The organism is uncultured Parabacteroides sp., assembly GCF_902493135.1.
Lineage (GTDB): Bacteria > Bacteroidota > Bacteroidia > Bacteroidales > Tannerellaceae > Parabacteroides.
In genome coordinates this window covers 40,787-59,765 of sequence record NZ_CABUOD010000012.1, presented here as the reverse complement: position 1 = coordinate 59,765, position 18,979 = coordinate 40,787, and the positions used below count along the sequence as shown (strand labels likewise).

The 18,979-nt window shown below is 46.4% G+C and carries 18 protein-coding genes and 2 tRNA genes; 4 read left to right on the top strand and 16 right to left on the bottom strand.

Annotated features, from left to right (window positions below; translation table 11 throughout):
* Window positions 1–112: 112 nt before the first annotated feature.
* The 4 genes from coaE to nusB form a co-directional block, all read right to left on the bottom strand.
* Complete coding sequence (gene coaE / locus RDN79_RS07665; RefSeq protein ID WP_298548888.1) at window positions 113–691, bottom strand: dephospho-CoA kinase; 579 nt, start codon at window positions 689–691, stop codon at window positions 113–115.
* Window positions 684–1,697 (bottom strand): YbbR-like domain-containing protein, encoded by a 1,014-nt coding sequence (locus tag RDN79_RS07660; RefSeq protein WP_298548890.1) that lies wholly within the window; start codon window positions 1,695–1,697, stop codon window positions 684–686. Before RDN79_RS07660 ends, coaE begins: the two co-directional genes overlap by 8 nt.
* 12 nt (window positions 1,698–1,709) lie before the next feature.
* Window positions 1,710–2,021 carry a preprotein translocase subunit YajC gene (yajC, locus tag RDN79_RS07655; protein WP_005647768.1) on the bottom strand — a complete coding sequence of 104 codons (312 nt, stop codon included), beginning with the start codon at window positions 2,019–2,021 and terminating at the stop codon, window positions 1,710–1,712.
* A gap of 62 nt (window positions 2,022–2,083) precedes the next feature.
* Entirely contained in the window at window positions 2,084–3,010 is a 927-nt protein-coding gene (gene nusB, locus RDN79_RS07650; protein ID WP_298548896.1) for a transcription antitermination factor NusB, read from the bottom strand.
* A 224-nt stretch (window positions 3,011–3,234) separates the two neighbouring features.
* On the opposite strand from nusB, the gene RDN79_RS07645 reads away from it, so the two are divergent.
* Window positions 3,235–3,597: a DUF3276 family protein gene (locus tag RDN79_RS07645; protein WP_298548924.1), complete on the top strand. Its 363-nt coding sequence runs from the start codon at window positions 3,235–3,237 to the stop codon at window positions 3,595–3,597.
* Window positions 3,598–3,701: 104 nt separating this feature from the next.
* On the opposite strand, the gene RDN79_RS07640 is transcribed toward RDN79_RS07645, so the two are convergent.
* Window positions 3,702–3,872 carry a DUF362 domain-containing protein gene (locus RDN79_RS07640; RefSeq protein WP_005640945.1) on the bottom strand — a complete coding sequence of 57 codons (171 nt, stop codon included), beginning with the start codon at window positions 3,870–3,872 and terminating at the stop codon, window positions 3,702–3,704.
* A gap of 153 nt (window positions 3,873–4,025) precedes the next feature.
* On the opposite strand from RDN79_RS07640, the gene RDN79_RS07635 reads away from it, so the two are divergent.
* Entirely contained in the window at window positions 4,026–4,760 is a 735-nt protein-coding gene (locus RDN79_RS07635) for a porin family protein (protein ID WP_298548900.1), read from the top strand.
* On the opposite strand, the gene RDN79_RS07630 is transcribed toward RDN79_RS07635, so the two are convergent.
* The 3 genes from RDN79_RS07630 to rsfS all read right to left on the bottom strand — a co-directional run bounded on the left by RDN79_RS07630 (window position 4,747) and on the right by rsfS (window position 8,083).
* A complete protein-coding gene (locus tag RDN79_RS07630) occupies window positions 4,747–5,580 on the bottom strand; it encodes a phosphatidate cytidylyltransferase (protein ID WP_298548902.1) in 834 nt (277 codons plus the stop codon). The two genes, RDN79_RS07635 and RDN79_RS07630, sit on opposite strands and share 14 nt — an antisense overlap.
* Window positions 5,581–5,694: 114 nt before the next feature.
* Window positions 5,695–7,689 carry an ATP-dependent zinc metalloprotease FtsH gene (gene ftsH, locus RDN79_RS07625; protein ID WP_298548904.1) on the bottom strand — a complete coding sequence of 665 codons (1,995 nt, stop codon included), beginning with the start codon at window positions 7,687–7,689 and terminating at the stop codon, window positions 5,695–5,697.
* A 34-nt stretch (window positions 7,690–7,723) separates the two neighbouring features.
* Window positions 7,724–8,083 (bottom strand): ribosome silencing factor, encoded by a 360-nt coding sequence (gene rsfS / locus RDN79_RS07620; protein ID WP_298548905.1) that lies wholly within the window; start codon window positions 8,081–8,083, stop codon window positions 7,724–7,726.
* Window positions 8,084–8,300: 217 nt separating this feature from the next.
* On the opposite strand from rsfS, the gene RDN79_RS07615 reads away from it, so the two are divergent.
* Together RDN79_RS07615 and RDN79_RS07610 are read left to right on the top strand one after the other, a co-directional pair.
* Window positions 8,301–8,371 (top strand) — tRNA-Gln (locus tag RDN79_RS07615).
* A gap of 35 nt (window positions 8,372–8,406) precedes the next feature.
* Window positions 8,407–8,477: transfer RNA gene (locus RDN79_RS07610), tRNA-Gln, on the top strand.
* Window positions 8,478–8,526: 49 nt separating this feature from the next.
* Here the strand turns inward: RDN79_RS07610 and RDN79_RS07605 are convergent.
* The 8 genes from RDN79_RS07605 to RDN79_RS07570 all read right to left on the bottom strand — a co-directional run bounded on the left by RDN79_RS07605 (window position 8,527) and on the right by RDN79_RS07570 (window position 18,905).
* Window positions 8,527–9,846, bottom strand: coding sequence for an ABC transporter permease (locus RDN79_RS07605; RefSeq protein WP_298548907.1), 1,320 nt, complete (start codon window positions 9,844–9,846; stop codon window positions 8,527–8,529).
* A complete protein-coding gene (locus RDN79_RS07600; RefSeq protein WP_298548909.1) occupies window positions 9,843–10,769 on the bottom strand; it encodes an ABC transporter ATP-binding protein in 927 nt (308 codons plus the stop codon). Before RDN79_RS07600 ends, RDN79_RS07605 begins: the two co-directional genes overlap by 4 nt.
* Window positions 10,770–10,774: 5 nt before the next feature.
* Window positions 10,775–12,901, bottom strand: coding sequence for a DNA primase (gene dnaG / locus RDN79_RS07595; RefSeq protein ID WP_298548912.1), 2,127 nt, complete (start codon window positions 12,899–12,901; stop codon window positions 10,775–10,777).
* 85 nt (window positions 12,902–12,986) lie between these two features.
* The gene (locus RDN79_RS07590) at window positions 12,987–14,093 is read right to left on the bottom strand and encodes a TlpA disulfide reductase family protein (protein WP_298548914.1); all 1,107 of its coding nucleotides are present in this window, start codon (window positions 14,091–14,093) and stop codon (window positions 12,987–12,989) included.
* 304 nt (window positions 14,094–14,397) lie between these two features.
* Entirely contained in the window at window positions 14,398–16,557 is a 2,160-nt protein-coding gene (locus tag RDN79_RS07585; protein ID WP_298548916.1) for a S46 family peptidase, read from the bottom strand.
* A gap of 86 nt (window positions 16,558–16,643) precedes the next feature.
* On the bottom strand, window positions 16,644–17,111 hold the full coding sequence (locus tag RDN79_RS07580; RefSeq protein ID WP_298548919.1) for a CYTH domain-containing protein: 468 nt from the start codon (window positions 17,109–17,111) through the stop codon (window positions 16,644–16,646).
* A 2-nt stretch (window positions 17,112–17,113) separates the two neighbouring features.
* The gene (locus RDN79_RS07575; RefSeq protein WP_298548922.1) at window positions 17,114–18,190 is read right to left on the bottom strand and encodes a DUF2027 domain-containing protein; all 1,077 of its coding nucleotides are present in this window, start codon (window positions 18,188–18,190) and stop codon (window positions 17,114–17,116) included.
* Between the two features lie 319 nt (window positions 18,191–18,509).
* On the bottom strand, window positions 18,510–18,905 hold the full coding sequence (locus RDN79_RS07570; protein ID WP_308573085.1) for a hypothetical protein: 396 nt from the start codon (window positions 18,903–18,905) through the stop codon (window positions 18,510–18,512).
* Between the last annotated feature and the right edge of the window lie 74 nt (window positions 18,906–18,979).

Sequence of the window (18,979 nt, the reverse complement as noted above, 5' to 3'; positions counted from 1 at the left end):
GCAGTTTTGAACATATTTTCTTGTTTCTAATGATTATTCACTAAGCGTAAAAGTTCCTTCCAACCGGACATCTTCGTTCTTATGTTTGCTATAAAATTGAAAGTCAATGTTTTCATATCCTTAGCCAGGCAAGGAAAGCGGTTATTTGCGGAAGTAAAGCCTGTTCTCCGCCATTGAAGATCACGTAGTCCGATTTCTCTTTCTTCACTTCGTCCGGCAACTGGCTTTCGATGCGACGCATGATCTCTTCGCGCGGAACGGCATCGCGTTCGAGTGCCCGCGCGATACGTACTTCCATCGGGGCATAGACCATCAGCGTCGTATCGACAATCCGGTTAAAGCCCGATTCGAAAAGGATGGCTGATTCGATGGCGCATGCCGGAGCATCCTGCCTGTCCGACCAGGCAAGAAAATGGCGGTTCACTTCGGGGTGAATGATGGCATTTACCTGCTCAAGCCGTTTCGGATTACCGAAAATATGGGAGGCGAGACGTTTTTTATCCAAACCGTCGGCCGTATAAAGTTCCTCGCCGAACAAGGCCATCAGTTTTTCCCGGATAACGGGCGACGTGGTTGTCAGAAGTTTGCTTTCCGTATCGGCGATATACACGGGAATGCCCGACAACTCCAGCAGAGCGGCTACCACTGATTTGCCGCTTCCGATTCCTCCGGTGATTCCTATCTTAATCATTTGATTTTGTTTGTTCCAATATAAATTCGATCCGGTCGGGTGAAATTGTCGCGACATCCACCCAATTTGGTTTCTTGTCCAGTTGCAAAGGCAATGTCCCCGAAGCGTTTTGCTCCAGGTCGGCAAAAGAGATCCGTATCTCGAAATCATCCGCCGAGACGTCCTTGAAGCGTGAAAGGGGGACGCTGCAACTCACCTTTACGACAGACGGGAATGTGCGCAAGGTGTAATGGCGGGGGAGGTTGGTACAGATAACCGGTATTTCCAGCGTCTTTTCCGTATATTCTTCTATCGGGATCGTAACGGTCACACTTGTCGGTTCGAGAGTAGCTCCGTCTATCTTTTCCAGTTGGACGGTACGCGTGACGCTCTTGTTTCCTTTCTTGATCTCGGTATAGACCGTTTTTATCTCTTTCAAGGTATCCAGTACGACATCGCTGGCGTAAACGCTGATGTTACGGGGAGTAATGGATATGTCGCCTGAGACTTTGAAACCGGCATTCGTCCGGACGGTTCCCTCGAACACGGCCGGAATTTCTTTCTTGATACGTTTGCTGTAAGCCGCATCAATAAGCTGGGGTTCGAAGCTGAGCAGGGAAGTAGTCGCAATCAGCTGTTTCTTTATATCGCTTTCGATATCTTTCCGGCTGATGACCAGTTTACCGGCTTTTTCCGGCTGTGTCTTCATGTTGGCCTCAATCGGGGCAAACGAACGGCCGAAAGAGTAGTTCAGTAACACGCTCCCTTTGTCTTTCACTTTGACCGTAATGGCTTCGGGCGGCGTTTCCGTGAAAGATATATCCGGCGGTACATTCTTGTATTTGACCGGAATCTTGATATCTATTTCATATTCCTGTTGCAGGCTTTGGAGAAGCCAGAAGCCGAAAGCCAACAGGATAAAACAGAAAAAGATCAAGGCTTCTTTCCACTGTTGACGGCGAAGAAAAGCCTTAATCTCTATCCGGACAGACTTGAATGTTTGTTTGGTTTGTCCAAGTCGTGACATATGTTCCGTTGTTTATTTTTGCTGCGCGTCCTCTGCAGATGCAAACACGGATGTTTTGTCTACACGGATGCGTACGCCATCAGAAATTTCAATCAACATATATGTGTCACCGATTTCTTTGATCTTTCCGTAGATACCTCCGGCAGTGATCACTTTGTCTCCCGCTTTCAAGGCTTCACGGGCTTTCTGAATTTCTTTTTGTTTCTTTTGTTGCGGACGGATCATAAAGAAATAGAAGATCGCAACAATGACAACCATCATCAAAATACCAGACCATTGCTGGCTTCCGCCTGCGGCCTGAAGTAAAATAGTAAGTAAGCTCATATAACTATAAACATTAATAAGTTAATATCAATTCGATACTGACACAAATGTAAGGATAATAATTAATCTTTGAGCAATAACTTTTCTTTTTTTAACTCGCTGACTACTGAATCTAAAATACCGTTGATGAACGTTCCGCTTTTCGGAGTACTGTAGTACTTAGCCGTGTCGATATATTCGTTCAGCGTCACGTTGATGGGAATTGTCGGGAACGTCATGATTTCAGCCAGCGCAACCTGCATGATAATGAGGTCCATATTGGCTATGCGTTCGGTCTCCCAGTTCTTCATGTGCTTGTTGATACGTTCACGGAATTCGCTTCCTTTCATCAAGGATTGGCGGAATAGTTTGATGGCGAAAGACTGGTCTTCGAGATCTTTAAACATCGGCAACAATTTTTGTTTGCTTCCGGCTGCTTCTTCGAATTGTTTGATCGTTTTCAGCGTAAATGTTTCGATGATGGAGATGTCGTCGTTCCAGTAAATGCTTTTGTCTTGCAGGTAGTCGTCGATCGCTTCGTTGCCGCATATCAGTTTTTTGAATACGGTGCGCCAGAATTCCTTGTCCGTTTCGTATGAATCGTTTTCGTTCTTCAGATATTCGGCGTACTGTTCGGACGATAAGATCAGGTCGAGTACCATCTTGATGAAATCTTCATCGTTATCCCATGAAAGGCCTTGCTCGGTTACATACTTCCGAAGCGCTTCGTTCTCGGCTATTTGTGCAGCAAAACGGTTGTTTATCAGGCGAGTGTTTGGATTCAATTCGGCTTCTGTTGGCATATACTTGTTCTTACGGGCATCCAGGATGCGTCTTTGCAAGTTTGTGACGTCGACAATTAGGAGAAGAAAATAATGATATAAGTCATAAGACTTTCTAAGACTGAAAAGCAATTCGTTTTCCGCTACTTTGAGGTCGTTGTTGCCGTTTTGATAGTAAGAATATACTATCTGTAAAACTTTAATGCGGATTAAAATTCTGTTGATCATCGTTTGAAGGAACTACTTGTTATAAATTTGGCTGCAAAGTTAGTCATTCTTTTGATAAAAGTTCGCCGCTTCGCTTAATTTTATGTGCGTTATTTATTATTTCATAATATTCCGATTCTTTATATGCATTTTCATGCGTTAAAATAGTTGTTGTTTAAAAAAAAATGCACATATTTGAAGCAAGTTATGATAAAAGGGTGGGTGTTTAACGAATGTTTGCTATAATGGAAGACTCGGTGAAGAAAATGCAGGTTGAAGGTGGTGACAAAGAGATTTTATACTCTAAAACCATTAAAGCAGGAAAAAGAATTTATTATCTGGATGTAAAGAAGAATCTGAAGGACGATTTGTTTCTGGCTGTGACGGAAAGTAAAAAGGTGCAGCCGAAGAATGGTACGCAGGTCTCTTTTGAAAAACATAAGATTTTCCTGTACAAAGAGGACTTTGACAAGTTCATGGATGGAATGAATGATGTAATCAGTTACATTAAGCAATGTAGAGCCGGTGAAAGGCCGGCGGAGACGGCGTCGGATGAAGATCGGCAGGAAGACGACTCGGATGAGATCAAACTGAATATCGAATTTTGACGGAGCCGGCGCAAAGAATGAGGAAATAATAAGGGGCTGTTCCGAAAGGAAACAGCCCCTTATCTTTATAGGTCCTGTTGAAGGAAACCTATCGATGTTGCGGTTTATTCTGCCGGATGAATTGCTTCAGTAGGACAAGCATCTGCGCAAGTTCCACAATCTGTACACATTTCAGGGTCGATGCTGTATTTGTCGCCTTCTGAAATTGCTCCTACCGGACATTCGTCAATACAAGTACCGCAAGCGATACAATCGTCACTAATTACGTAAGCCATTTTTTTAAACGTTTAAATTGATAACTATTAGTTCGTGCAAAAATAGAGCTTTCTTTGAATTAAAAAAAGAACTCCTCCTTTTTTTTACAAATAAATGCTCTTTTGCAATAAGTCGGGCTCTTTCCCGTTATAAATTCAAAATTACGAAAAGAATTGAGACGTCTACTATTTATCATATGTGTGTTCTTTCTGTCTTTAACTGCTGTAATGGCGCAGAAAGAAAAGGTGAAGAATCAGCCCTATGCGGATTTGAAATGGTTCCATCTGGGGTTTCATGTAGGTTTGCATGCGCAGGATTTGATATTGACTAATACCGGTGTGGCGACAAACGGTGAAACCTGGTATGCCGAGATTCCGAGCTATTCGCCGGGTTTTAGTGTCGGGGTTATCGGGGATATGTACCTGAATCCATATTTCAACCTGCGTTTTACGCCGACGATCCACTTCGGTGACAAGAAATTTGTGTTCCGTCGTCCTGAAATGGAAGGGATGGAGGGAACGGATGAAAATCCGGTGGTAAGCATGTATTCCACTTCCGTCCGTTCCAACTACCTGACGTTTCCGCTCGATGTGAAGTATAGCGCTTTTCGCGTGAATAACTATCGTCCTTATCTGATCGGAGGTATTTACGGCGCTTTCGACTTGGGGCGTAAAAAAGGAAATCCGATCCTGTTGAAAGGAACGGATTTCGGTGTCGAGTTCGGTATCGGATGTGATATTTATCTTCCGTTTTTCAAATTATGTCCGGAACTTAAGTTCAGTTTCGGTCTGGTAGACCTGCTGGAGAAAGACCGGGGTGACCTGACAGACCAGGATTTGATCAAATATCCGAGCTCCCTGTCCAAAGCGACTTCCCGGATGGTGACGCTCACCTTTAATTTCGAATGAAGAGTTCGATATAGATGTAGCTGGCCGGAACAGCCAGCATAACGCTGTCGAAGCGGTCCAGCATTCCTCCGTGGCCCGGCAATACATTGCCGGAGTCTTTTACTCCGAGCGTACGTTTCAGCAGGGATTCGATCAAGTCTCCCCAAGTCCCGAACAGGATGACTGTTGCTGCCAGCCCCAACCAATTAAGCCGGCTTATTTCTGGGGCGTACCAGGCGAATGCCTGCGAGGAAGCCAAAACGAGGATCAATCCGCCAAAAAAACCTTCCCATGATTTCTTGGGAGAAATCCGTTCAAATAATTTCCTTTTTCCGATCAGGGAGCCGACCAGATAGGCTCCGGTATCGTCCAACCAGACAAAAATAAAGATCGCCATGATGAAGAGCGGCGTGTAGCTCATGACACCGGGTGTTCCCGGCTCTGCACCGATGAAGTTCAGCATGGAGAAGGAGCCGGCACAATAAACCTGGGCAAAGAGCGTAAATGCCCAGTTGTTGATCGGGTTCGGAGCCTTATAGTAGAGTTCGGCTATCATTGTCAACATGATAAATAGCAGATAGGGGAGGAAGATCTTTCCGTCCGTCAACCCGTTTGCATAAACGAAGGTGGCGATAAACAGATATACTCCTCCGAGCACATTCACGGCCCGTTGCAGATTCGCATTTTCATAATGCTTGACCAGACCACCGAATTCCCAAAGGGTCAATCCCGTTATGATACAAAAAAGAATGAGGAAAAAAATCGGATGGATACAAATGGCACTGACCAGTACCACGACGAATATAATGCCGGTTAACGCCCGTATAATCAAATTTTTCAAGATGATAGTGTTTTTTTATTGATTTATTCAGGTACAAATATACGTAAAAAATAAATTCCATGCCCATCTGTTTCAAAATTCGTGGGCATGGAATTATTATTTGTTCGCGTCATGTTACTGCTTGTCGGCTTCGGCAACATTCGCTTCTTCGGCTTTTTTACCGTTTGCTTTTTCTTGCAATTCCAGGATCTCTTCCGAGCGGGAAACCCAAGCACGCTTACCGAAGATATGTTCGACATCTTCCGTATAGATTACTTCCCGTTCCAGCAATACCTGGGCCAGCATGTTGTGGCCCGACGCGTATTCTTTCAGGATGCTTTTGGCCCGTTCGTATTGTTCGTTGATAATGGCCTGTACTTCCTGGTCGATCATCCGGGCTGTTTCTTCGCTGTACGGTTTGGTGAAGCCCCAGTCCTGTCCGCTTGAATCGTAGTAGTTCAAGTTCGGCAGACGGTCGCTCATACCGAAATAGACGACCATCGCGTAAGCCTGTTTGGTCACCCGTTCGAGGTCATTGGATGCTCCGGTAGAGATTTTTCCCAAGAAAAGTTCTTCGGCAGCACGGCCGCCGAGGGTAGCGCACATTTCGTCCAGCAATTGTTCGCGGGTGGTAATCTGACGTTCTTCCGGCAGATACCAGGCGGCGCCTAATGCCTTGCCTCGCGGAACGATCGTGACTTTAACCAACGGATTGGCATGTTCCAGCAGCCAGCTCAAGGTGGCATGGCCCGCCTCATGGTTGGCTATGCATTGGCGCTCATCCGCAGTCGTTATTTTAGTGCGTTTCTCCAGACCTCCGACGATACGGTCGACCGCATTCATGAAGTCTTCTTTCTGGACAAACTTTTTACCGCTACGGGCGGCAATCAAAGCGGCTTCGTTGCAGACATTGGCAATATCGGCTCCGGAGAAACCGGGAGTCTGGCGTGCCAGGAATTCGGCATCGACGCTTTCGTCGATTTTGATCGGACGCAGATGTACTCCGAATATCTCCTTACGCTCGTTCAGGTCGGGCAGTTCCACGTGAATCTGACGGTCGAAACGTCCGGCACGAAGCAACGCCTTATCCAGGATGTCGGCACGGTTCGTGGCGGCCAGGATGATCACACCGCTGTTGGAGCCGAAACCGTCCATTTCCGTAAGCAACTGGTTCAACGTGTTTTCACGTTCATCGTTGCTGTTCATGTTTACATTTTTGCCACGGGCACGGCCGACGGCATCGATCTCGTCGATGAATACGATACAAGGAGCTTTCTCTTTTGCCTGGCGGAACAGGTCACGTACGCGGGAAGCACCTACGCCGACGAACATTTCTACGAAGTCCGAACCGGACAGGGAGAAGAACGGAACGTCGGCTTCTCCGGCTACAGCCTTGGCCAATAAAGTCTTACCGGTTCCTGGAGGGCCTACGAGTAAGGCGCCTTTAGGTATTTTACCTCCTAATTCCGTATATTTTTCGGGACTTTTCAAGAAGGAAACGATCTCTTCCACCTCCTGTTTTGCTTCTGCAAGGCCGGCGACATCCTTGAATGTCACTTTCCGGTCGTTGTCTTTATCGAAAAGCTGTGCTTTTGCCTTTCCCACACTGAATACTCCGCCGGGACCGCCGCTTGTGCCGCCTGACATGCGCCGCATCAGGAATATCCACACGACGATGATCAACAGGATCGGACCGAACGAAACAAGGAAATTCCAGATCGCATCATCGCCTTCTTCAAAACTGACCTGCGTAGTGATATGATTATCGGCAACGGCTTTGTCATAGAAGTCCGAGAATTTATCGGCCGACGGTATTTTGACATACACTTTCGGGTTTGTGCCCAATGCCACACTGTCTTTCCTGAACACCAGACCTTTCCGTCCGTCTTTTACGGTTGCTTCAACCAGATTCTTTTTGTTGTAGACGACCATCCGGTCGAATACGTTTTCCTGCGCTAATTTCTGGAACTCGGTCCAGCCTAATTCTTTAGATGCCGAAGAGTCGTTTGTCAGATACAAAGCAAAAAGCATGATAAAGATGAGCCCGTACATCCAATAAAGATTAAACTTGAACATCTTTTGCTTATTATTCTTCGGTGCTTTGTTGAACATGTCGTTTTTATTTTCCATATATGATTATCTCTATACTATGTAAGATCGGTCATCAGTCGAGATCGGCAATCTGAGTCACTTTGGCATCCGACCAAAGATTTTCCAGATTGTAAAACTCGCGAAGTTCCGGTAAAAATATGTGTACAAGAACCGTGCCATAGTCCATCCCTATCCATTCGGCACGCTGTGCTCCATCTATCGAAAGCGGTTTTTCACCTGCCCGGCGATGAGCAAAATCCCAAGCCGAATCAGACAATGCGGAAACCTGGGTAGGAGTGCTTCCTTCGCAGATTATCATATATTGGCAGATCGAGCCGGATAATTGGGTTAAGTCTACGGTTACAATGTTTTTACCTTTTTTTTCCTGTAGGCCTTCTACAATCGTTTTAACTAATGCTTCTGTTTGATCCATCTATTTTTTATTGAGTAATATTCGAAGTCGCAAATATACTTCTTATATTTATTATGTGGGTGATTTCCTCCTATTAATATATGTATATACTTGCAAAATCAAAACAAGCAGGAAAAGAAAAAAGTTTATTAATGAAAAAAAATTACCGTATCGTTTGTTTGTTTTGAAAAAGTATGTACTTTTGCACTCGCAAACAAGGGAGTTAGTTGTTTGAAATTGTTCAATGGTGTAATGGCAGCACAACAGATTCTGGTCCTGTTAGTCCAAGTTCGAGTCTTGGTTGAACAACAAAAAATAAATAAATCCCTTAGTCAGAAACACATTGTTCAATGGTGTAATGGCAGCACAACAGATTCTGGTCCTGTTAGTCCAGGTTCGAGTCCTGGTTGAACAACAAAAAAGGTTCGTCATTCTTTTGAGTGACGAACCTTTTTTATATCCGGTTATTTATATTTTACCCATTTAATCATCTCCTTGATGCTCGGTTTCTTACCGTACATCAGGATACCTACACGGTAGATTTTGGCCGAGAACCAGACGATAAGTATGGATGTGACAAACAGCAAGGCAAACGAAAGCGCCAATTCCCATACCGGAATGTCGAACGGCAAGCGGACCATCATCACGATAGGGGAGGTAAACGGAATCATCGAACACCAGAAGGCCAGCGGGCCGTCGGGATTATTCATGCTGTAGATTCCGGCATACAAGCTGAACGCCATCAAAAGCATGATCGGAGTCATGAACTGCTGGGTGTCTTCCTGCTGTTCCAGGGCACTTCCGATAGCGGCGAATAGAGCTGCATACAGCAAATAACCTCCGATAAAATAAAGAACGAAGCAGATGCCGATCATCCCGAAGTTGATCGAATTGATGATTTCCTGCACCTGGATGCTGATATTGGATGAACCGGCAGCCACATCGCCCACACCTTGTGCCGCCATCTGTGCTGTCATCATGTCTTCAGGCGACGTGCTGCCACCGAAAAAGAAAAGGCTTCCCGATACCAAAACGGTTGTCAGGATTCCCCACAGGAATACCTGTGTCAGGCCGACGAAACCGATGCCGATGATTTTTCCCATCATCAGGTCGAACGGCTTGACGGACGAAATCATCACTTCGATGATGCGGTTCGTCTTTTCTTCCATCACTCCCTGCATAACCATCGCTCCGTACATGATAATAAACATATAGATGATGAATGTCAATATCATACCCAAGATAGAGGCGACTTCGGCCGAAGTGCTTTTCTCGCTTCCGTCTTCGTCCCATTTGATGGTCTTGATGTTGAAATCGATCTTACTGTCCTCGATGATCTGTTTCAGGTTGTCGATATTGTAAGAGGCGAGTTTCTCGTCTTTCAGGTATTCGGACAGCGTTTTGTCGATCGTGTTTTTCAATCCCATCGGAATCTGTTTCTGCGAATAGAGCGTTGCGGCGGTCGGATTTTGCAGCAAATCGTCTGTGATATTCAGGAAAGCGAATATTTCCTTATCCGGATTTTTACGATATTCTTCCAGGCTGGAACCTTTTTCGGTGATGAAAGTGTATTCTTCCGTATCTTTGAACAGCGGGGCGTATTTGCCTGTCGTATCGATGATTGCCACCTGCTTGGCATCATCTCCTTTGATAGTGGATAACCAAAGCGGGACGAACACGAGGGCGGCAAACAGGAACGGCGTCAGGAATGTCAGCAACAGAAACGATTTTTTGCTGACACGGCGGAGGTATTCTCTTTTTATTATAAGTCCTATCTTATTCATGCTTGCGTGGTATTTGTACCGGAGACGGTGTTAATAAATATGTCGTTCATCGAAGGGATCTCTTCCGTGAAGGAGATGATCTCAGTCTGTCCCGCCAATGCGGAAAGAAGTGCGGAGTTGGTAATCCCCGGCTCTTTATGGATGCGCACTTCGCTTGTTCCGGCCAGGTCTTTCTCCGTCAGCAGGCTGAACATTTCCGGGATAGGCTGCAACTTCCCTGATTCGGTATGGAAACGGATGGTGAAATTGTTTGTCCGGAAACGGCTTTTCACTTCTGTCACATTGCCGGAGAGCACAACTTGCGAACGGTTGATCAAAGCGATATTGTCACAAATTTCTTCAACGGACGACATGTTGTGCGTGGAAAAGATGATCGTGTGTCCGGCATCTTTCAGTTCGAGGATTTCTTTTTTCAGCAATTCGGCATTTACGGGGTCGAATCCGCTGAACGGTTCGTCGAAGATCAGCAGCTTCGGTTCGTGGATGATGGTGATGATGAACTGTACTTTCTGCTGCATTCCTTTGGACAACTCTTCGAGTTTCTTGTTCCACCAGGGCATGATATCGAATTTTTCGAACCAGCGTATCAACCGTGTGCGGGCTTCCTGGTAGGAGAGTCCTTTGAGCTGTGCCAGGTAGATGGCTTGTTCGCCGACTTTCATTTTTTTATACAGTCCGCGTTCTTCCGGCAGGTAACCGATCTGGTAGATATCTTCCGGCTGGAACTCGCGTCCGTTAAAACGGACAAGGCCGCTGTCGGGGGCCGTGATGCGGTTGATGATACGGATCAGCGTGGTCTTGCCGGCTCCGTTCGGCCCTAATAACCCGAAGACTTTCCCCTCGGGAACCTGGATGCTGACCTTGTTGAGGGCGAGGTGGTTGGCGTATTGCTTTACCACGTCTTCCGTTTCTAAAAAGTTCATAGGCATTACATTTTTAATATGATTCTTTCTCCCAATTCTTTACTTAATACATTCTTTATTTCATTCAGGCGCGTGAGCTTTTTCATCAGCTCGAAAACCTGTTCCATGTCTCCGTTGTTTTGCATGCTTTTGATCTGTGCCTGTATCTCTTTGATTTGCGAGAGGATATAGGCATCTTTGAAAGCATACAGTTCCCGGATTACCAGTTGGTCGAGTTTGTCTTCTTCCTGTTCCAGTTCCCGATATTTGGTGTGATACTTGCTGAGCTGATATTTTTCGCTGATCAGGTTGGCGGCAAGGCGGCTCACGTTCGGGTCGGGATGGGCGAGGAAATACCGGTTCGCGATGAACCCTTCGGACCGGCAGCGATCGGCCGCTTCATCCATCATACTCTTGAAGAGCGGAGTATAAAAGGTCAGGTCGTCGCGTTCCAGCTCGGAACGGATATATTCGGAAACGCGGATCACGACATCCTCGTTCGTCTCTTCGTCCGTATATTGGAACAGGATACGTTCGCCATAACGCACGATGTAGCGCAGCAGGGCGACTTCGTATGCCTCGTAAGGCGAACGCTTCGGCCCTACCGGAATGTTTGCCGGCGGCGTGAAAGGCGCTGGCGGCGGCATGTTGCCCCCTCCGTCATCGGGACTGTATTCTTCCGGTGGGGGGGGCGGGATCGTATTGTCAGGAGGCAGGGGACTTTCCTGCGGTTGTTCCGCCGGCGTCTCTTCCGGGTAGGGCTGGTAACCGGGAATATCCGGGTATTCGGGGATATTGGCGGGAGTAGCCGGAATGGGGGAGGACGGAGTGTTCGCTTGCCTTTCTTCCTTGTTGAGACGGATTTTGTTCACTTCGTTCAACAGGAGCATCTCGTCTATTTCCATCATCGTACTGCATTCCCGGATATAAAGGGAGCGGGCGATATTGTCGGGGATGATGGCCACCGTCCGGATAATGTCGGAGATCAGCGCCGACCGCTTGATCGGGTCCGTTCCTGCATCGTCCAATAGCAGGCGCGTTTTGAAACGGATGAAATCGGTCTCGTTCTGCCGGATAAACTCGGCAAACTGGCTCGCGTTGTGCTTGCGGGCAAAGGAGTCGGGGTCTTCTCCGTCCGGAAGGAGCACCACTTTCACGTTCATGCCGTCTTCCAACAGCAGGTCGATACCGCGCAAGGCCGCCTTGATACCGGCTGCATCGCCGTCATACAAGACCGTGATGTTACTGGTGAAGCGGTGTATCAGGCGGATCTGTCCCTGCGTGAGGGCCGTACCCGACGAGGCGACCACGTTCTCGACCCCTGCCTGATGCATGGAAATCACATCCGTGTAGCCTTCCACCAAGAAGCAGCGGTCAGCCTTTACGATCGCCTGTTTGGCGAAATAGATCCCGTAAAGCTCGTTACTCTTATGGTAAATCTCACTTTCGGGCGAGTTGACATATTTGGCTGTCTTTTCGTCTTTCTTCAGGACGCGTCCTCCGAAAGCGACGACTTTTCCACTGAGCGTATGGACCGGAAAAATGACACGCCCGCGAAAACGGTCGTTTACCCCGCCGTTGTCGTAGGCGATCACCAAACCTGTCTTTTCGAGAAATTCTTTTTTGTAACCGCTCTTTGTTGCGGCTTTGTACAGGGCGTCCCGTTGGTCGAGGCTGTAGCCTAACTGGAATTTACGAATGGTATCTTCCCGGAAACCACGTTCGGCAAAGTAGCGCAGGCCGGCGGCTTTGCCTTCCTGGTGTTCGTAGAGTTGGGTCGTGAAGTATTTCTGCGCCCAGCTATTGACGATCAGCATGCTTTCGCGGTCGCTGCGCACCTGCTTTTCGCGTTCCGACAGTTCCCGTTCCTGTATTTCGATGTTGTATTTCTTGGCAAGGAAGCGAAGCGCATCATAATAAGAAAGCTGCTCATGCTTCATAATGAAGTGAACAGCCGTACCCCCTTCGCCGCAGGCAAAGCATTTACAGATATTCTTTGCCGGCGACACATAGAAAGAGGGCGACTTGTCGCTATGGAAAGGACACAACCCTACATAGTTTATGCCTCGTTTCCGAAGGGTAACGAATTCGGAAACAACGTCCACAATGTTTGCGGCATCCAATATCCGGTCTATGGTAGGTTGATCGATCATAAATCTTCTTACTTTTCCTCCGCAAAGGTAAGAAGATTTATGATTTTTGACTTATACAACGACTGCCTGTTTTGCTATTTTACTTTTATTCTCCATATAGTTCTATCAGTTTTTTCTTTAATGAAACATTCCATAGATTATTGGCAATGATGGTTCCTTCATGGTTCAATAGTACGCCATGTGGTATTATTGAAAAATTGAATGTATGTTTCAATGATTCTCCTCCGGTCAAGTCTATTAAATGGTCAAAACCTGATGCGTGTTCATTTATGGCATGCATCCAGGAACTGAATTTTGTATCAATGGAAATAAGTATTATTTTCAATCCTTTATCCTTGTATTTTTCGCGAATCAACTTTAATTTAGGAAGTTCTTGGATGCAAGGACCGCACCAGGAAGCCCATATATCCACATATAGGTAGCTGTTGTTTAGATAATCCGACAATTCTACTTTGCAGCTGTCCATCGTGTGAAGCTGTATGTCTTTTATTTTTTGTCCGATTTGTTGCTCCATTGCTTTTTGCGTTTGGTCCATTTCTTGTCTTCGTGCACAATAGCGTTGGACATTAGGATGAGATTTGATATCCAAAGGCAGTTGTTCGTAATTCTCCCAAAATGACGGATCCCAAAAACGGCCGATTTCTTTTATGTAAAGGTATTTCCCTACAGCATTGTTAATGTTCTCTATTTGAAATTTAGACATATAAGCAAAAAGTTCTTTTTGAAGTGATTCGAATCGTTCTGTTTGCGGATCTTCTTTGTTTTCAATATTTGCTTTATACTCTTTTTCGGCAGTAGCTATGCGGTTTTGATATTCGGATAGATAGGCTGCATATAAATCATTAAGAAAAGTTCCTTTTACATGGCTTATGCTGTCCAAGCTAACTTGAATGTCCCCAGCCTCCAAAAAAACTTCGGCTGAATAATTATGTTCCGAGTCATTCAATCGAACTATTGCGACTTGTTCTAAATACTTGCAGCCTTTAAAAGAAAAAGTTGCGTTTTGTATCGTGTCGACGGATAATAGTAATAAAGAGTCACTATGAACAACTGATAGTGTCACTTCTTGCCCATTGAATTTATCTGAAATTGCACCTATTATAGAAAATGTACTATTGTTGAATGTTTCTGCTTGCAAGTTTAATAAATGCAATATCGTTAAAAATATTGTTGAAAGAAATCTTTTTTTCATGTGTGTTTGAAGTTATTCCCAGTTGCGGTCGAAAACGCATCAGCCTCTCTAAAGCTATGCATTAGGTGGCGTAACCCATAGCATTAGCCCTCGTAAAGCATAGCTTTATGTTTTTCCGGATCGAGTCGTGTGAAAACAAGCCGTTTCTTTTGCATCCGGGAAAAATAAAAAAGCAGTGGGGAAAAAAGCTATTATTGATTATCAGTTGTTTATGGTGATAGGTGACAGCCTGTCACCCGTAATAGGGGCGATGGCGCCGTGCCTTGCGTGTACCCTCCGCCGGATCAATCGGCATATATACCAGTTACTCTTCAATCTCCATCTCATCCAGCAAATATCCCGCTCCGGCATATTTGTCCATGATGAAAAGGACGTAACGGATGTCGACGATGATGCTGCGCTGGTAGTCGGGGAGATACTGGATGTCGCCGCCGACTCCTTCCCAGTTGCGGTCGAAATTGATGCCGATCAGTTCGCCGTTCGCGTTCATCACGGGGCTGCCGGAGTTCCCTCCGGTCGAATGGGTGGTCGCGCTGAAGGCAACCGGCATTTTTCCGCCGGGAGCTTTGTAACGTCCGAAATCTTTGGCGGCATACAGTTCTTTCAGGCGGGCGGGCACTACGAATTCCCAATTGGTGGAATCTTCTTTTTCCATCACGCCGTCGAGGGTTGTCTGGTGGCCATAGTAGTCGCAGTCACGCGGGCTGTACCCTTTTACCTGTCCGTAGGTGAGGCGGAGGGTAAAGTTGGCGTCGGGGAAATTGGCACGATCGCCGTACATGGCCAGCAAACCTTTTACATAACTACGGTGAGCCATTGCATATCCATCCTCAAACTCTTTTAACGCATTCTTCAGATGGGCTTCCTCCGTACGGACTGATTTGGCGAAAAGAATCATCGGGTCGTTTTCCAACGCTTTGACAGACGGGCGGGAGAGGAATTTGTTGAAGTTATCTTCACTGCCGAAGATGGATTCCTCGAACAGATAGTCGACGAACCGGTCCGTGTCTCCCTTGAACTTCTTGTCGATCTGTTCGAAATAGGCCGGTTGCACTTTCGGATCGACCTGGCTGCGGTATTCTTTCAGCATCACTTTGGCGATTTTCTTGTCTACATCGGCCGAGTAATTGTTGTTGGCGAATCCGTGATAAGCCCGTTCCAACAACCGGAGCTGTTCCTGCCGCGCGTTTTTATCTTTTCCTTTCAAGGCTTCTATGACAGCATCCGTTTGAGTCGGCACACTTGTGAATTCAATGCCTCGCAGGATGGCTTCATCTAACATCCAACTGCGGAAACGAAGGTCTTTGCGATCCGATACGATCTGTTCGAGTGCCATCAGGGCGTCGGGATAGTTCGGTTCGCACATTTTGTTGGACCAGGCGATCAGCTTGTCCTGTTCCTCCTTTTTCACTTGTTCGAAATTGCGCTTTTTGATGGCCCAGTTACTGCCGATCGCGTTTTTGTAGGCATTCGTCGAGCCTGCATATTTGCTGGCATACTGGATCCGGACAGCGGGGTCTTTCAACATTTCGTCCAACATGACTTTCTGGCGCAAGTCGCGGATGTGGATGCGGACCGTGTTGTCGATGTCGCGGCGTTCCGCCACTTCCCAGGAAGTATAGTATTTATTGGTACGGCCGGGAAATCCCATCATCATGGCATAGTCGTTTTCCTGGACGCCCTTCAATGAAATCTTGAACCAGCGTTTCGGGCGAAGCGGCACATTTTTGTCGGAGTAGGGAGCGGGATTGCCGTTCGCATCGGCATAGACGCGGAAGACGGAGAAGTCGCCCGTATGGCGCGGCCACATCCAGTTGTCGGTGTCTGCGCCGAACTTCCCGATCGATGAGGGAGGAGCCCCGACCAGACGGATGTCGGAATAGATTTTCTTTGTGAACATGAAATACTGGTTGCCGCCGTAGAACGCCTTTATCTCGACTTCCGTGCCCGGATTGTCCTGCAGGAACTTTTCTCCGGCTTTCGCTTTGGCCAGTCCGTTCAGGAATTTGGGAGAGAGGAAGTTCATGCTGTTGGGATCGGTGTCTTTTTCCAGTTCCTTTTTCACATAGTCGGTCACATCCTCAATTTTGTCGATAAACGTGACGGTCATGCCGGGGTTCGGAAGTTCCTGTTCGCGCGACATGGCCCAGAAGCCGTCTGTCAGGTAATCGTGTTCCAGCGTGCTGTGGCGTTGGATGCAGCCGTAGCCGCAATGATGGTTGGTCAGGAGCAATCCTTCCGGCGAAACGATCTCGCCCGTACAACCGCCTCCGAATATGACGACGGCATCTTTCAGGGAAGCCGAGTCGGGGCTATAGATATCGTAATCCTGCAATTTAAGTCCCAGTGCTTGCATTTCCGGGAATTTTTGTCCTTTCAGCAAAGGCAGCAACCACATGCCTTCATCGGCTGCTACCGGTAGCGACAGGATGGCTGCCGCGAGGGAGATGATGAGTCTGTTCATTGATTGATGATTTATGAATTATGAATTATGATTTCAGGTTTATGACTTTATCGTTTTCATAAATCATAAATCTGAAATCATACATCTTACCATTGTTTATACGGATGTTTTGTCAACATCGAGTTGTAGTAACGACGATCTCCGCTGACCTCTTGTCCGACCCAGTCAGGCCGTTCAAAAGGCTCGTCCTCGGATTCCAGTTCGATTTCCGCTAAGATCAGCCCTTCGTTGTCGCCGTGGAAAACGTCGACTTCCCAAGTGTGTTTTCCGACAGGAACCAGATTGCGCACTTTGTCGATGGCACCGGGTTCGCAGAGTTTCAACAGTTCTTCCGCATCCGCGGGTGGTATCTTCTGCTCGAACTCGTAGCGGCTCAACCCTTTCTCGTCCGATGCGCCCTTGATCGTGAGGAACCCTTCTTCCCCCCGGATGCGTACCCGTACCGTCCGTCCGGGTTGCGAGCAGATATATCCTTGCACGATACGTTCGGATTTGGAAACCTGTTTGCTGAAATCCCCTTTTACCAGAAATTTCCTTTCAATTTCAGTCGCCATGATCATTTGATTGTTACCATCGTCGCCCCGAAGCCGTATTCACGGAAAGAGGCATCCTGGTAATAATGCTGTTTGTATCTTGTTTTCAGTTCTTTCTCGATTGCCTTGCGCAGTACCCCGTCGCCTTTACCGTGGATAAAGACGATTTTCTGTCCTTTGTTGGCGGCATATTTGGCGAGCACTTCATGGAATTTCTCCAATTGGTAGTTCAGCATGTCAGCATTGCTCAGCCCGTTGGTATTGTCCAGCAGCTCGGTGATATGCAGGTCTACTTCCAGAATCGAGCTGTCGGTCGCTTTCTTCTTGACGATCGTTTGGGGAGCACGGCGGTCTTCGTGCACTTTCTGCTGCATGGCTTGCTGGAGTTCGGCAGCAGAGATCAGCAATTCTTTTTCGGGGATGTCCTGGCGCACGATCGGGTAGACCATCGCATCTTCATCGAAGAAATCGTTTTCCATGAAGCAGTGTTGCTTATAGAATTTGACAGTATCGAGATGGAGTTCTACCGAAATGGCATTCTTCAATGAATAAGGTTTGTCTTTTTTGAAAGCGATCAGTTGCACGCAGATACGTTCCAAGTCGTTCAGTCCTTCTTTGCCGAATTCTTCCAGGAAAATCTGTGTGTTCGGTTCCACGATGCCGTTATATCGGCTGATCCAGCTGTTGTTTTGGCGATTCATATAATTGAAGAACAGATAGTAATTGCTGTCGTTGATGAAATAGGTTTCATAGCCGCTTCCCTGCATCACCTTGGCAGGCTCTATCGGGAGGTAAGCCAGGTAGATATTCAGCCGTTCGCCTTCTGCGGTCTCCGTTACCTTTTCCATTTCGGGTTGGGGTTCCGGTTTCTTGGGTTGCGTGACAGGTGCCTGTGCCACGGAAGGCAGCGGTGAACGCCGGGAGCTGTGTACCTGCATCTCGCTGTCTCCTACGACTACACATTCGCGGATCAGCGCCGGCACTTCGAACCCGTCTTCATCTTCCACCAAAACCTGGTCTTTCCCTTTGAAACTGCGAACGACACCTCCACCGGTGCTGTTCAGGAAACGCACTTTGTCTCCTACTTTTATGTTACTCATAATGCGATTTACTTTTGTTATTTGCCACAAAAATAGTAAATCCTGAAGAGTAATCCCGGTTCTTGTTGATATTTTTGGTGGATATGCTTGTCAACTATTTTTTTGCAGAGTTCTTGTTTGGTATTGGAAGCGGAACAGCTTTTTCCGACTTTCCGCTTCCTAATCATTTACTTTCATATCCTGTTTGATTATTAGGCAAAGTAGATAAAATATTACGACCAGGAGCAACCACATCCAATCTTTATAATAATAAGATTGAGAAAAAATCATAGCTATTATTGACAATAACAGAATTAAAAATATTGTTTTTTCATACCGTTTAAATTTTTGAGAATGTAACATTTTTGACAACTTCCGTTAAATAATTATCCACAAAATTGTAGATAGTTAATGTTGAATCATCGTTAAGAACAAATTTGCAATAGAATGCTTTTTCTCCTGTCGGGTCCTGAAATTTGATTTCAGAATCCGAAATTAGACTATACGACCAACCGATAATGGGTTCGTAGGCATCTATTAATCCATCTTTTTGAAAGATTAGGATATCGAATGTAGGCATATCTTGAGCACTATTTTTAATCACTTTCCAGCTACCTGTCAATTTTAAGTATTCTGATTCATAGTTGTCTTCGTCACTGCAAGCTCCGCCACCGATCAGCATGATCGTCAGCCACAAGATTGGCAACAACCATTTGATTTGTAATCGTGTTTTCATGTCTCTCTTTGTTTTTGATGTGATTTGTGAAATAGTGAATAGGGATAACAGACTGACTTTTTTCCTCCTCTCTT

Excerpts from the sequence above, each read along its gene's own strand:
- RDN79_RS07645 (WP_298548924.1), top strand. The coding sequence starts at position 3,235 with ATGGAAGACTCGGTGAAGAAAATGCAGGTTGAAGGTGGTGACAAAGAG.
- yajC (WP_005647768.1), bottom strand. The coding sequence starts at position 2,021 with ATGAGCTTACTTACTATTTTACTTCAGGCCGCAGGCGGAAGCCAGCAA.
- RDN79_RS07660 (WP_298548890.1), bottom strand. The coding sequence starts at position 1,697 with ATGTCACGACTTGGACAAACCAAACAAACATTCAAGTCTGTCCGGATA.
- coaE (WP_298548888.1), bottom strand. The coding sequence starts at position 691 with ATGATTAAGATAGGAATCACCGGAGGAATCGGAAGCGGCAAATCAGTG.
- RDN79_RS07585 (WP_298548916.1), bottom strand. The coding sequence starts at position 16,557 with ATGAACAGACTCATCATCTCCCTCGCGGCAGCCATCCTGTCGCTACCG.
- dnaG (WP_298548912.1), bottom strand. The coding sequence starts at position 12,901 with ATGATCGATCAACCTACCATAGACCGGATATTGGATGCCGCAAACATT.
- nusB (WP_298548896.1), bottom strand. The coding sequence starts at position 3,010 with ATGATCAACAGAATTTTAATCCGCATTAAAGTTTTACAGATAGTATAT.
- RDN79_RS07600 (WP_298548909.1), bottom strand. The coding sequence starts at position 10,769 with ATGAACTTTTTAGAAACGGAAGACGTGGTAAAGCAATACGCCAACCAC.
- RDN79_RS07605 (WP_298548907.1), bottom strand. The coding sequence starts at position 9,846 with ATGAATAAGATAGGACTTATAATAAAAAGAGAATACCTCCGCCGTGTC.
- RDN79_RS07580 (WP_298548919.1), bottom strand. The coding sequence starts at position 17,111 with ATGGCGACTGAAATTGAAAGGAAATTTCTGGTAAAAGGGGATTTCAGC.
- ftsH (WP_298548904.1), bottom strand. The coding sequence starts at position 7,689 with ATGGAAAATAAAAACGACATGTTCAACAAAGCACCGAAGAATAATAAG.
- RDN79_RS07575 (WP_298548922.1), bottom strand. The coding sequence starts at position 18,190 with ATGAGTAACATAAAAGTAGGAGACAAAGTGCGTTTCCTGAACAGCACC.
- RDN79_RS07590 (WP_298548914.1), bottom strand. The coding sequence starts at position 14,093 with ATGAAAAAAAGATTTCTTTCAACAATATTTTTAACGATATTGCATTTA.
- rsfS (WP_298548905.1), bottom strand. The coding sequence starts at position 8,083 with ATGGATCAAACAGAAGCATTAGTTAAAACGATTGTAGAAGGCCTACAG.
- RDN79_RS07570 (WP_308573085.1), bottom strand. The coding sequence starts at position 18,905 with ATGAAAACACGATTACAAATCAAATGGTTGTTGCCAATCTTGTGGCTG.
- RDN79_RS07640 (WP_005640945.1), bottom strand. The coding sequence starts at position 3,872 with ATGGCTTACGTAATTAGTGACGATTGTATCGCTTGCGGTACTTGTATT.